This is a genomic window from Alkalicoccus luteus, from assembly GCF_012034335.1.
GTDB lineage: Bacteria > Bacillota > Bacilli > Bacillales > Salisediminibacteriaceae > Alkalicoccus > Alkalicoccus luteus_A.
In genome coordinates this window covers 1-12,956 of the sequence record NZ_JAATHJ010000009.1, presented here as the reverse complement: position 1 = coordinate 12,956, position 12,956 = coordinate 1, and the positions used below count along the sequence as shown (strand labels likewise).

At 41.9% G+C, this 12,956-nt stretch carries 12 protein-coding genes; 4 read left to right on the top strand and 8 right to left on the bottom strand.

The window, feature by feature from the left end:
• The first annotated feature begins 211 nt into the window (after positions 1-211).
• Positions 212-904, top strand: coding sequence for a sulfite exporter TauE/SafE family protein (locus HCN83_RS07750; protein ID WP_168006301.1), 693 nt, complete (start codon positions 212-214; stop codon positions 902-904).
• A gap of 970 nt (positions 905-1,874) precedes the next feature.
• Here the strand turns inward: HCN83_RS07750 and HCN83_RS07745 are convergent.
• The 6 genes from HCN83_RS07745 to HCN83_RS07720 all read right to left on the bottom strand — a co-directional run bounded on the left by HCN83_RS07745 (position 1,875) and on the right by HCN83_RS07720 (position 10,314).
• Entirely contained in the window at positions 1,875-3,887 is a 2,013-nt protein-coding gene (locus HCN83_RS07745; protein ID WP_168006049.1) for a copper-translocating P-type ATPase, read from the bottom strand.
• Positions 3,888-4,016: 129 nt separating this feature from the next.
• On the bottom strand, positions 4,017-6,254 hold the full coding sequence (locus tag HCN83_RS07740; RefSeq protein WP_343033675.1) for a heavy metal translocating P-type ATPase: 2,238 nt from the start codon (positions 6,252-6,254) through the stop codon (positions 4,017-4,019).
• A gap of 120 nt (positions 6,255-6,374) precedes the next feature.
• A complete protein-coding gene (locus HCN83_RS07735) occupies positions 6,375-6,821 on the bottom strand; it encodes a CopY/TcrY family copper transport repressor (protein ID WP_168006047.1) in 447 nt (148 codons plus the stop codon).
• A 280-nt stretch (positions 6,822-7,101) separates the two neighbouring features.
• Positions 7,102-7,722 carry a CadD family cadmium resistance transporter gene (locus tag HCN83_RS07730; RefSeq protein WP_168006045.1) on the bottom strand — a complete coding sequence of 207 codons (621 nt, stop codon included), beginning with the start codon at positions 7,720-7,722 and terminating at the stop codon, positions 7,102-7,104.
• Entirely contained in the window at positions 7,719-9,953 is a 2,235-nt protein-coding gene (locus HCN83_RS07725; protein WP_168006043.1) for a heavy metal translocating P-type ATPase, read from the bottom strand. The genes HCN83_RS07730 and HCN83_RS07725 overlap by 4 nt, the downstream gene beginning before the upstream one ends.
• Complete coding sequence (locus HCN83_RS07720) at positions 9,946-10,314, bottom strand: ArsR/SmtB family transcription factor (RefSeq protein WP_052256044.1); 369 nt, start codon at positions 10,312-10,314, stop codon at positions 9,946-9,948. The genes HCN83_RS07725 and HCN83_RS07720 overlap by 8 nt, the downstream gene beginning before the upstream one ends.
• A gap of 364 nt (positions 10,315-10,678) precedes the next feature.
• On the opposite strand from HCN83_RS07720, the gene HCN83_RS07715 reads away from it, so the two are divergent.
• The 3 genes from HCN83_RS07715 (at position 10,679) to HCN83_RS07705 (ending at position 12,024) form a co-directional block, all read left to right on the top strand.
• The gene (locus HCN83_RS07715) at positions 10,679-11,290 is read left to right on the top strand and encodes a recombinase family protein (RefSeq protein ID WP_168006041.1); all 612 of its coding nucleotides are present in this window, start codon (positions 10,679-10,681) and stop codon (positions 11,288-11,290) included.
• 162 nt (positions 11,291-11,452) lie between these two features.
• Positions 11,453-11,647, top strand: a complete 195-nt coding sequence (locus tag HCN83_RS18850; protein ID WP_168006297.1) for a type II toxin-antitoxin system HicA family toxin — start codon at positions 11,453-11,455, stop codon at positions 11,645-11,647.
• Complete coding sequence (locus tag HCN83_RS07705) at positions 11,644-12,024, top strand: type II toxin-antitoxin system HicB family antitoxin (RefSeq protein WP_168006039.1); 381 nt, start codon at positions 11,644-11,646, stop codon at positions 12,022-12,024. Before HCN83_RS18850 ends, HCN83_RS07705 begins: the two co-directional genes overlap by 4 nt.
• A 233-nt stretch (positions 12,025-12,257) precedes the next feature.
• Here the strand turns inward: HCN83_RS07705 and HCN83_RS07700 are convergent, their stop codons facing one another.
• Both HCN83_RS07700 and HCN83_RS07695 read right to left on the bottom strand, forming a co-directional pair.
• A complete protein-coding gene (locus HCN83_RS07700) occupies positions 12,258-12,842 on the bottom strand; it encodes an SAVED domain-containing protein (RefSeq protein WP_205774547.1) in 585 nt (194 codons plus the stop codon).
• Between the two features lie 17 nt (positions 12,843-12,859).
• Positions 12,860-12,956 (bottom strand): transposase (locus HCN83_RS07695; RefSeq protein ID WP_168006037.1); only part of this gene is annotated, 97 nt, incomplete at its 5' end.

The following is a 12,956-nucleotide window of genomic DNA, read 5'->3' as shown; positions in this document are numbered from 1 at the left end:
GCGACATCAGATATGTTTTACTTCCTTTTACAGTATACTTCTTCCCGTAGCTTTGATTAAACGTCCAGAAATAGTACAAATGCAACACATTTATGTATCATAGTAATGGCTATTACTTCAATATATTAATTTCAAATATACAATTAAAGGTGGGGATTCGTTGTTTTACCAATTAGTGGAGCAAATCAGCGCATTTTTTCGAGAACCTTTTATGAATGCGGCAAATAGCGTTGAAACAATCCCCCTATTGTTTGCCTTAGCGCTAGGGGTTGTAGGAGCTTTAGCACCTTGTCAATTTTCAGGAAATGTAAGTGCGATTACTCTCTACGGTTCAAAGTCTCTCAACAAAGGGATCTCTTGGTCCAATACATTTTTTTATACGCTCGGAAAAATTACAGCTTTTACATTGCTCGGAAGCATCGTTTGGATAATTGGACAAGAATTCCAAAGAGAGTTGACACCCTATTTCCCTTGGATCAGAAGGATATTAGGGCCCATATTAATATTCGTCGGACTCTATATGCTTGGATTTTTTACGATGCGTTGGACAATGAAATTGTGGAAATCGCAAAATTATGAGGCGGGTAAGAGACAAAGAAAAGGAAATTGGGGCGCTTTTATGTTGGGTTTTAGTTTTTCACTTGGATTTTGCCCCACGATGTTCATTTTATTTTTCGTGTTACTTATGCCTGTTACTTTTTCCACTGCATATGGAGTGATTTTACCAGGAATTTTCGCTATAGGCACCACGCTGCCTCTCTTGATAGTAATATTTATCATTTGGTATTTGGGAATTGGAGGCGCTATATTAAAACAGGGAAGAAAGTTAGGTAGCTTAGTGCAACGTCTCGCGGGGGGATTCATGATCTTCATCGGCATATTAGATATGATGACATTTTGGTAATGCGAAAAAGATGATTTTCTCTCCTTTCTCAACTTGTTGAATCAACTACTAATTTTCACTAGTGCTTCGTGACGCAAATAAATAGTTACACCTCCAATCGTCCTCCTTTATAAGTCCAAAGAAATGGTTTAGCCAGGTGTTGATTACAAAATGCGATGGATTCACTTAATTGATGGATTAGGTCTTCCACGGAAAGAAAGCTGGCTCTCGGATTGATTAATGCACGGCAGAGAATGCTAAATCATCATGCAATTTGTTGGAGTCCGGAACATTATTTCGGTGTATAAATCACACGGATACGACGATGCTCCCTCTCCGTTAAATTTTTCGTTTAAAGCTTCCTGATAAACTTGGCATACTTGCCTGACCTGTTCTTGATATTTTTCCGGATCTTCCACGATTGGATGTAATCAAACCCTACTTTGAGGAGGTTTCAAATCCGCTGATTTTTAAAAACGAAAAACACTGCTCGCGGAAATATTTTCTACTATCCCTTCGTTTTCGTCTTGCCGTGCGTGTTTTCCAAGTGTTCAGTGGCTGAAGGGAAGCCCTTTTTCTAGCGGTGTTCTAATTGTCTGAGAAGAAACCTGGTTTGCCGGAGCTAACTATCACTGATCACGGAATAAATGGGGATATTTACCGCGTGAATCCTTTCGGCCTCACGCGGTAAAGCTTCTGCGGATTCTTCCTAACGATTACGCCATTTCTTAACGCGATTTGTTTGTTATTCATTCTGCCGCTTTCATGATAATCAATGCACGGGTTTTAAGATGAAGTGAGGTTTGGTCCCTGCCATAAGTTCATCAAGAATATAATGCTGTTTTCACTTCATTCAATGGTTGCAGCTTGTCGTACGACCATTCTTATCACCCCATATTGATAATTCTCTATTCGAGGTAACATGGAGGTGATGGAGGAATTCAACAATTGTGCACTAGTATGTTCCAGCATAATCTGCAAAGTCTTTTGTTTATGAAGAAACTTTTAATAATCTTGCATTAATCGCAACGATGATGGTACTGAGCGACATTAATACTGCTCCAGCTGCGGGAGTGAGCAGAATGCCAAATGTATAGAGAACACCCGCTGCCAGTGGGAGTGCGACAATATTATATCCCGCAGCCCACCAGAGGTTTTGGATCATTTTGCGATATGTGGCGCGAGACAATTTTAATAACGCGACTACGTCCTGCGGATCACTTCTCACTAAAATGACATCTGCCGATTCCATCGCTACATCGGTTCCTGCCCCGATGGCAATGCCTAAATCCGCATTGGCAAGCGCAGGTGCATCATTCACCCCGTCTCCTGTCATTGCTACTTTCCAACCTTTTGCTTGAATTTCTTTGATTTTTTCCGCTTTTTCATGAGGAAGCACGCCGGCATATACTTCTTCCAGGTCGAGCTGTCTTCCTACCCATTCTGCCACCTTTTGATTATCTCCGGTGAGCATGATTGATTTAATCCCCATGTCTTTTAATGCTGCCACGGCTTTCTTAGAGCTTTCCCGTACTTGATCGGCGAGGGCGATCATGGCAGCGTAATTGTCATTAATAAGCACAAACACTACTGTCTTTCCTTCCTCGGATAATGCTTCAAATTCTTCCTTTGGATAAGTAATGTCCGCTTCCTCCATATATCCCGGACTTACCACCATCACTTTCTTCCCGTTCACCGTGCCTTGCAGTCCCTTCCCAGTCAAAGAAGTAAAGTCGTCAGGAGAAGAAAACGATACATGCTTATCTTTTGCTGCTTCGACAATTCCTTTTGCAATCGGATGTGCCGATTGTGATTCCACAGAAGCCGCCAGGGAAAGAATTTCCTCTTTCTCTCCATCGTTTGCTGTCAGAAAATCTGTAATCCCAAATTCCCCTTTGGTCAGCGTGCCTGTTTTATCAAATACCACCGCGTCTAAATACCGGCCTTCTTCAAAATTGGTGCGATTTCGTATCAGCAGTCCTTTTTTCGCAGACAGACTTGTTGATACTGCCGTAACTAAAGGCGTCGCAAGCCCCAATGCATGCGGGCAGGCAATGACCATCACGGTGACCATTCGTTCAATAGAAAACTGTACGGAAAATCCGGCAGTCAGCCAGATAACGAGCGTAGCGGAGCCAGCAAGCACTGCTACATAAAATAACAGCTTTGCAGCGCGATTCGCCAGGTTCTGTGCACGGGACTTGGACTCCTGCGCTTCTTGCACCATGGTAATGACTTGAGAAAGATAGCTTTCTTCTCCCGTTTTATTCACTGTAACTGTCAGTGATCCTTCTCCGTTTACGGATCCTCCAATGACCTGATCTTCCATTTCTTTGAGAATAGGAACAGATTCTCCGGTCAGACTGGATTCGTCTACTTCAGAAGAGCCTTTGATGATTTCTCCATCTACCGGTACTTTTTCCCCGGGTTTAATCAGCACCTGCTGGCCGGGATGCAGATCAGAAACGGCTACTTCCCGCGTGCTCCCATCCTGCTCTAACAAGTGAGCGGTGGAGGGCATAAACCTCACTAATTCTTCCAAAGCATTGGATGCTCCCATAATCGACTTCATCTCTATCCAATGGCCGAGCAGCATAATCACGATGAGGGTAGAAAGCTCCCAGTACATTTCGTGCCCTGGAACACCGAATACAACCGCTGTGCTGTAAAAATACGCGACGGAAATGGCAAAAGCGATCAGCGTCATCATCCCAGGCGCTTTTTGTTTCGCTTCCTGGAATACCCCTTTTAAAAACGGCCATCCTCCGTAAAAGTACACCACACTGGAAAGCGCAAAAAGAATGAACATGTCTCCCTGAAAGCGCCAATCTACTCCGATAAAGGACTGTATCATGGGAGAAAGAAGTAAAATAGGGACCATAAAGATCAGAGAAACATAAAATCTCTGTTTAAATTCGTTTTCGTGATGTGCGTGCCCTTCGGAATGATTTTCGTGAGCATGATCTTCTGATGCCTCATGCTGATGGTGCTGATGATCATTCATTGAATTCCGCTCCTTTCTAAGTGTTTTGCTTCTCTATTATCGTTACAAGGTGCAACATTCCTTATTCTTTCATTTACATTTTTATTAATTAGATCCTGTTAAAATCATGAACATCAACTTTGTTATAAATTACGCAGTAACTGACTTAAATTTTCTCAGTCTTAAAGTGTTTAACACTACTGAAACGGAGCTGAGCGCCATCGCTAAGCCGGCAAGCATAGGATTGAGGAGAAGACCAAACACCGGGAACAACGCTCCAGCAGCTACCGGGATCAGCACAATATTGTAACCAAATGCCCATCCGAGGTTTTGGTGTATCATACGCATGGTAGTTCTGGAAAGTTTGATCGCTGTAGCGACTTTTGCAATGTCCCCCTTCATCAGAGTGATGTTTGCGGTTTCCATCGCTACGTCTGTACCGGTACCGATCGCCATGCCGACATCCGCCTGCGCAAGTGCCGGGGCATCGTTGATTCCGTCGCCGACCATAGCGACAATTTTTCCTTCTTTCTGCAGCTTTTTAATCGCTTCTGCCTTATGCTCGGGTAACACTTGTGCAATATAATCATCAATTCCGGCTTCTCGCGCGATTGCCGCAGCCGTATCTTCATGATCTCCAGTGATCATTAGAACTTCCAGCCCCATTTCCTGGAGCGTTCGCACAGATTGTTTTGCATTTTCTTTCAAAGTGTCTGCTACGGCAACAATACCTGCTATCTGCCCGTCCACTGCCGCAAACATCGGTGTCTTGCCAGATTTTGCAAGCTCCACGCTCTCGCTGTTGATAGAAGCTGTATCCACCCCGCGGTCCTGCATCAGCTTTTCGTTGCCGATCAGAACTTTTTTTCCATTCCACACGGCTTCAATTCCATGACCGGTAATCGATTGAAAACGTTCCGGTTCGATCAGTGAAAGACCCTCTTCTTTGGCTGCTTCCACAATCGCTTCCCCTAATGGATGCTCGGAGCTGTTTTCCACCGAAGCTGCCATCTGCAACAGTTCTTCCTCCGGCAGCATGCCGGAAAGTATCAAATCTGTGACGACAGGCTTTCCTTTCGTAATCGTACCTGTTTTATCAAAAACGACAGTATCCACTTTCTTTATACGCTCCAGGCTCGTCGCGTCCTTGATCAGGATGCCGTTTTCTGCTCCTTTTTCCGTTCCCACCATAATCGCTGTCGGTGTCGCAAGCCCAAGGGCACACGGACAAGCAATGATCAACACAGCGATAAAGGTCGTAAGCGACATAATCATAGCCGGCTCCGGTCCGAACAGAAACCAGACAACCGCGCTGCCGAGAGCAATCAGCACTACGGCCGGCACAAAATAAGCAGCAATTACATCGACAATTCTCTGGATTGGTGCTTTAGAACCCTGCGCTTCATTCACCATCCGGATAATCTGCGAAAGCATCGTATCCTTTCCGACTTTGGAAGCCTTCATCGTAAAACTTCCGGATTTATTGAGGATCGCACCGATCACCTCATCCTTCACCTGTTTTTCCACTGGCAGGGACTCGCCCGTAATCATAGACTCATCGACAGAGGAGGTCCCTTTGATGATCCGACCGTCTACCGGAACACGCTCCCCGGGACGCACTTGGATCTCATCGTCGATCTGCACTTCCTCTACTGGAATTTCTTTTTGTTCTCCCCCGCGTATTACGCGCGCCGTTTTTGCCTGCATGTTCATGAGCTTTTTGATCGCAGTCGACGTTTCTCCTTTTGCTTTTGCTTCGAGATAACGGCCCACGAGAATAAGTGTAGTGATGACCGTGGTGACATCGTAGTACAACTCATTTGGAAAGCCGAGTCCTGTTAAATAGGCTGGGAAAAGCGTCAGTGCCCCACTGTAAAACCATGCGGCTGTCGTTCCCATTGCGACAAGCACATTCATATCTGCCGAACCGCTCTTTAATACTTTATAGCTGTTGGTGTAAAAACGGCGCCCCGGACCGAGCTGCACATAGGAGGTAAGCAAAAGAAGCACGAACGGGCTTGCAAGAAACGCCGGTACCCAGTCCCCCCAGTGCGGCATCATGTGCGGAATACTCCCTATCAGAACGATGGCTGTTACCAGGCTGCTCCAAAACACACTTTTCTTAAGAGAATCCGTCTCCAGTTTCTCTTCCCCGGAACGGTCCTTCACCTCGTCACTTCCTTGCAATTCTGCCCCGTATCCAAGCTTTTCGACGGCTTGAATAATCTGCTCGCTCGTCACATCGTCCTCTACCCAAACCTGCGCGCTGTGCGAAGCAAGGTTTACCTGGGCTTCTTCAACGCCATCTACTTTATAAATAGATTTCTCCACCCGGTTGACGCATGAAGCACACGTCATACCACTCACAGAGACATTAATTTTATTCACAGCAATTCCTCCTCTACCTGTTTTGTACAATACCTGGGTATAGTATATAAATAGTTAAAAAAGATGGCCGGCTGTTTTTTCCTGAACAGCGGCTAACCTCATTGATCAATAACCTTCTGTCTAGCAGTGATGATTCTGACACTTACACTGTCCTGGAACACAGCTGCACGGGACCTCCTCTACAGCATCTTTTTTCTTACTCTCCAATGTTTTTTCCAAATTCTCTATATCCTTGAAGCTTAAAGGTGCTTTGGAAATTACATCCACAATCGTATTGCCAATTTCCTTGTCACACATACGTTCCAGAAGTTCATGAAGCATTTTTTTGGTTATTTCGCTTTCACTGACATTGGCGGAATATATATACTTCTTTCCTTCTGTTTCCGTATGAAGCATTTCTTTCTTTACAAGTCTGCCAATAAAGGTTTTCGTTGTAGCTGGTTTCCAATCCATTTTTTGCTGGAGCACGTTGATGATTTCTTTACTCGTGACTTTTTCGTGAGCCCAGGCGACACGCATTACTTCCCATTCTGCATCAGTGATATTATAATCTATTTGCGTATTCATGTTTTCATCCCCCTTTTCGTTTACGTTTGTAATCGTTATATTTAGTCTACAATTGTAAACGATTAATGTCAAAGTATTTTACTAGTTTCTAAAGAATGTGGATGACAGAAATCAAACGTTCGTAAAAGTACACTCTAAACCTGCAAGTCGAGGTATTTTAAAAATCCTGATATAACTGTGACTTTTGACTTTATTTTGCACTTATTTAAGTGATATTTTGCACTAAAATTAAGCCGATATCTCACATTAAAAGAGAGATATCGGCTTATAAAATTTTCTATTAAAATAGGAATGAGAACAGAGCGTTGAATGTGCCATTTTCAAATAGGATATAAATTCCTAATCCTATAAAGACGATTGGAACGATCCAACGTTCATATTTTTCGATTTTATCTGAAACAAAATTCAAGGAAGCCAATCGATAGCTGATTAGACATAGAACACCAACCATGATCATGAAAACAATGACGGCAATAATGATTTCCATCATATTTAAAGTCGTAAAGTACGGTATATAGATAGCGAAATCATCCGCACTGGAAGCCAGTACAATGAAAGTGACCGTTATGAATAATTGATTGAATCTGCCTGAAGAGAAAAGGGAGAGAATGTTGCCTTCATCTTCGTCTTCTTCACCTTTGATCCATATTTTGATACCCAGGTAAAGTGGCAGCAATCCAAGCAGGCCGATCATCCATTGTTGAGGAATAAAATTGGCTACTCCCAATGCGACCAGAAGACTTGCGCCTATAATAATGACTGTCCCTATATATTGTCCAATCCAAATATGTTTTATTTGATTACTCTTTTTGATTTGCGAAAACAGAAGAATCAATATAACGAGGTAGTCGATTCCTGTCGCTACATAAACGGCAGCAGCTGTAAATGCCGTTACAATCATAGTTCCAACTCCAATTTTTCAGCATCAGTACTTTTATTTATCTGGGAAGAACCCAAGCTTAATTCATCTTCCTTCACACGCATAAGCCTCAAACCATTCATGGCCACCACTAAAGTGGCACCCATGTCCGAGAGAATCGCAATCCATAGTGTCAGCCATCCTGGGATGACCAACAATAGAGCAATCAGTTTGATTCCAATGGCAAAAGCGATATTCGCTTTGATGATGTTCAATGTTTTGCGGCTGAGCTTGATGGTAAAAGGCAGTTTCTTCAGGTCATCGCCCATTAAGGCGACATCTGCTGTTTCAAGAGCGGTATCTGTACCGGCGCCACCCATAGCGATGCCAACGGTGGAAGCTGCCAGCGCCGGGGCGTCATTGACCCCATCGCCGACCATGCCTACATGATGATAATCAGTTTTTAGTTGCTTGATTACGTCTAGTTTATCCTGCGGGAGTAATTCAGATTGAATATCTGTGACACCGACATGTGAACCAATCGCACGGGCAGTACTATGATTATCCCCCGTAAGCATGACTGTTTTTTCGATGCCTACCTGATGCAGCTTCTGGATTACCGCTTTACTTGATTCGCGGACTTCATCCGCGACTGCAATAATTGCCTGAACTGTATTTTTCGTTCCTGCAACCATAACGGTCTTACCTTGTTCTTGAAGTGTTTTGACATCACTTTTAATTGCATCATTGAAATTATCTGCCTCTATCTCTTCAAATAATGCCGGGCTGCCAACGTAATACATTTCATTATTGATTTTGCCCCGTATCCCTTTGCCTGTAATGGAAAAAAAGTCTTCGACAAAGATATCAGAATAAGGAAGGTTATAACTGTCTGCCTTCTTTATAATCGCGGATGCCAATGGATGCTGAGAACGATCTTCCAATGCTGTGATGACTGCCAGCATTTCCTTTTCATCAATTGCATTGTCGATTAAACGATAATCGGTTACAACCGGGACGCCCTTTGTGAGTGTGCCGGTCTTATCAAATGCAATGGCTTTTAATCCACCCATTTCTTCGAGGTAGACCCCGCCTTTTATAAGGACTCCCTTCTTGGCAGCGTTTCCGATTGCTGAAACAATCGCTATCGGCGTGGAAATCACCAATGCACATGGACACCCTACAACGAGAACCGCTAACCCTTGATACACCCAAGTGGACCAACTCGCACCGAAAAATAACGGGGGTACAATCGCAACCAGCACTGCGACACCCATAATGGCAGGCGTATAATATTTTGCAAATTTATCAACGAATGCCTGGGCAGGAGCACGCTCACCTTGTGCTTCTTCCACCAGATGAATGATTTTGGCAATGGTCGTATCTTCAACCAATTTAGTGATTTTAACCTCCAGTAAGCCTTCTTCGTTCAGTGTCCCTGCAAATACTTCATCATCGAGCGATTTTTCAACCGGCACTGATTCACCTGTGATTGCTGCCTGGTTGATTGCAGAGTAGCCATTGACAATTACGCCGTCCATAGCAATTTTCTGTCCAGGCTTAACAATCATGATATCGCCCACAGCAATATCATTGACGTGCACTGTCATTTCCTGTCCGTTGCGTCTGACAAGTGCCTCTTTAGGAGCAATATCCATCAATGAACTGATGGATTGCCTTGCTCGATCCATCGAGAAACGCTCCAACGCTTCGCTGATGGCAAACAAGATGACAACAATGGCGACCTCGGCCCATTCTCCGATGATGACACCGCCAATCACTGCGACTGTCATCAGGGTTCGCATATCAAATTCAAACCGGACTAAATTCTGGAGACCCGTTTTCAGCATTGAAGCCCCTCCGACAATCATGGAAGTGATGAATAGCAGCGGTGTAAGAACATTGTCATCACCATTCACCAACATTGAAATGAAGCCAAAAGCGATAAATAGTAGCGAATAGAGCAGAGTGCTGTGCTTTTTATAAAATGGAACGGTTACTTCCTTTTCTTTTTTGTCTTGTCCACTTTCTTCTCGAGATTTTTCAGGCACCACTTTGAGGTTTTCAAATGCCCCTGCTTCTTCCAGTTCCTCAACTGTTGCAGAACCATATACAGAAATTTTTGATGCGCCAAAATTCACCTTCGCATCTTGAACTTCAGGTAGTTTCTTCACATTGCGCTCAAATTTCCCTGCACAGTTCGCACAGGAAAACCCTTGAACACGGTAAACTTTTTTTTCTTCTTCAGTCAGCTCTGCAATCCCTTCAGACATTGGTTATCACTTCTTTCCTATGTATTAATGCAATCGTCATGATTTCTTTAATATGCTGATCTTCCAGAGAATAGAACGCGAGTTTCCCTTCTTTCCTGAATGTAACGATGCCTTCTTTGTAGAGCGTGCGTAAATGATGAGATGCATTTGCTACAGTCACACCGAGTATATTTGCGATGTCACAGACGCATAATTCCTCTTCCTTGCATAAGGAATAGGTGATTTTTGCCCTATTCACATCGGCAATAGCCTTAAGCATCTGTGATATACCGGCAATATCGACAGTTTGTAAATTCTCTTGCATCCGGTTAACCTTTTCTTCGTCATAACAAAAAACTTCACATGTTTCTTTCTTATTCATACATACACCTCGTCATTCAAATATTTGTTTGAATATAGTATATCATCTTGTTTTCTTTATTCAAGCAGATGTTTGAATAATAATAAATTTGTATAAGTTTTTCGCGACATAGAAAGAATTTTCTGATATAAAGCTGAAAGAAATTACGATATCGTAAGTGAACTTTATTGTGATAAATAATTTATTCGTTCTTAAAAGTACACTTTTCCGAACGCTTACTCCGTATAGAAAATATGCCTGTTTTATCGTTCGCAAAAGTGTAAAATGACTTTATGAACGTTCGCGATTTTACCAACATATTTACGGACATATTATGGTATAATTTAACAATAAGACTATACTAAAAGGTAGATGATAGAAATTTATGGAAAAAAGAAAATTTGGATATATACGAGTAAGTAGTAAAGATCAAAATGAAAGCAGACAAATAATTTCTATGGAAAAATTAGGTATTAACAGTCGAGATATTTTTATTGATAAGGCGAGTGGGAAAGATTTCCAAAGAGAACAGTATCAATTATTAAAACGAGTGCTTCGAAAAGAAGATGTGCTCTATATTCATTCCTTGGATCGCTTTGGAAGAAACAAAGAGGAAATTTTAGGGGAATGGAACGAAATCACCAAAGAGATTCAAGCAGATATTGTAGTTCTTGATATGCCTCTTCTGGATACCACCCAGTATAAAGACAGCATGGGAACATTTATTGCGGATTTGGTTTTGCAGATTCTTTCCTGGGTCGCTCAAGATGAACGAGAACGTATTCGTAAGCGGCAGCGAGAAGGCATTGATGCAGCATTAAATAATGGAAAGCCTTATGGACGACCGACAGTCGAAATTTCAGAAGATTTTCTAGAAGTTTATGCAAGCTGGAAACAAGGTCACGTGACTGCTACCCGTGCTATGAGAGAAACAGGGGTAAAGAAGACCACATTCTATAAATTAGTGAAACAAATCGAAGAATTAAAAAACAAATAATGATTTCTCTTTATATAGAGGAAACTTGATTGGATCAATTGACAATAAGAGATTGATCCAATATTATGATATCAAGAGGTGATATCACTGGCCCCTAAGAAATTAAATAACAAACACTCGAAAACACTCCAAAAAATTTTCACAGATCCCGTCTAATCAGACATCCCATGGTCAGACATCGAATCGTTGTTTCGAGCGGCTGGAGGCGAAATCAGCGAAGGTCGCGGCTCTCGTGTTCGCGTGAAGTTGAATGGGCGATTTGCTGTATTCCATCGTCCGCATCCGGAAAGAGTGACTGATAAAGGTGCCGTCAAATCTGTGAGGAAATTTTTAGAGGAAGCAGGTGTAACAGAATGACTATATTGACTTATAAAGGGTATACCGGCGTCATTGACCTTGATGTTGATGAAGGCATATTGCATGGAGAAGTTGTAGACCTGAAAGATACCATTACCTTTCAAGGGGAAACTATTCCTGAGATGAAAAAAGCGTTTCATGATTCTGTGGATGATTATCTTGATTTTTGTGCATCTGAAGGCGTACAACCAGAGAAACCTTTTTCAGGTAATTTTATGCTGCGAGTAGGCCCAAGACGCCACAAGTTCATCAATAAAGCGGCCTTACATTCAGGGGAAAGTATAAATGTATGGGCATCTAAAAAATTAATGGAAGCTGCACTCGATGAGTTGGAAGAGGTAGAGAGACACGAGAAAAATGATTTAGAAAAAGTGTAATTGAATTAGAAAAATTTGTGGTAGTAGGCTCTGAGCTAAGAATGTTTAGTTTAGAGCCTATTATTGTTTTAGAAAAATATATCTACTAATATTGGAATATAAGAGACTCAAACTCTAAAATTAGACGGTCGTTAAAAGCAGTTTAAACTAAATTAGTGCATCAAAAGATAAAAGACTAAAATTAAACCATAAATCATTGATGGACGCTTCCATCTATAGGTCTGCTATTTATTTCAAACTAAATCTATCGTTTTTTTAAAACCACCATTTTTCTTATTTTCATCGTATATAACAAATGGCAGATCCGCTTTAGGCATACGTATCCTTCCAATTTCTATGCCAATTGAAACAGGTAATGCCGGAAATACATGTAATTCTTTTGCGCTGTCATGAACAGCTTTTATTTCATTCAATGCTTTCCTAAAAGTTTCTCTAAACATTTGCAGTTGTTCTTTGCTTTTGAGGAAATCATTATAGGGATGATCGATTGTAATGGTCCATATTGATATGTCCTCTCCAAGAACATCTGTAATTCTTTCATTATTAATGGTGGCACTCAAAGAAATATTCAGTGCAACAACAGAAGAATAATTTTTAGACTTTCTTATTGTAAATTCAAATTCTTCAGGATGTGGTTGCCACTCCCAGCTTTGTGGCTCTCGATGCAGCTGATAAACGTCTGCTGTCGGAATGTCCGACAATAAATGGCCAAAGTAGATTAACAAAGGAATAGGGGCCAAAGCAAAAATAGAAAGGTGTTTATTTTGCTCTAAATGGAGTCTATTCTTAATTTTTTCATTAAATTGGCTCTTCACCATAAAGTGTAGTTGACGAGCTAGTTTGCTCGGCCAGTTTCTAAACTGATACGTATTTTAAAGTGTTCATTGTTTCGATAGCCATAAGCGCGGCGCTTAATGAGTTTGATCTTCGTA

Bases quoted from the DNA above. Each gene is read 5' to 3' on its own strand.
- HCN83_RS07735 (WP_168006047.1), bottom strand. From the start codon at position 6,821: ATGAATACGCAAATAGATTATAATATCACTGATGCAGAATGGGAAGTA.
- HCN83_RS07750 (WP_168006301.1), top strand. From the start codon at position 212: ATGAATGCGGCAAATAGCGTTGAAACAATCCCCCTATTGTTTGCCTTA.
- HCN83_RS07715 (WP_168006041.1), top strand. From the start codon at position 10,679: ATGGAAAAAAGAAAATTTGGATATATACGAGTAAGTAGTAAAGATCAA.
- HCN83_RS07720 (WP_052256044.1), bottom strand. From the start codon at position 10,314: ATGAATAAGAAAGAAACATGTGAAGTTTTTTGTTATGACGAAGAAAAG.
- HCN83_RS07700 (WP_205774547.1), bottom strand. From the start codon at position 12,842: ATGGTGAAGAGCCAATTTAATGAAAAAATTAAGAATAGACTCCATTTA.
- HCN83_RS07725 (WP_168006043.1), bottom strand. From the start codon at position 9,953: ATGTCTGAAGGGATTGCAGAGCTGACTGAAGAAGAAAAAAAAGTTTAC.
- HCN83_RS07705 (WP_168006039.1), top strand. From the start codon at position 11,644: ATGACTATATTGACTTATAAAGGGTATACCGGCGTCATTGACCTTGAT.
- HCN83_RS07745 (WP_168006049.1), bottom strand. From the start codon at position 3,887: ATGAATGATCATCAGCACCATCAGCATGAGGCATCAGAAGATCATGCT.
- HCN83_RS07730 (WP_168006045.1), bottom strand. From the start codon at position 7,722: ATGATTGTAACGGCATTTACAGCTGCTGCCGTTTATGTAGCGACAGGA.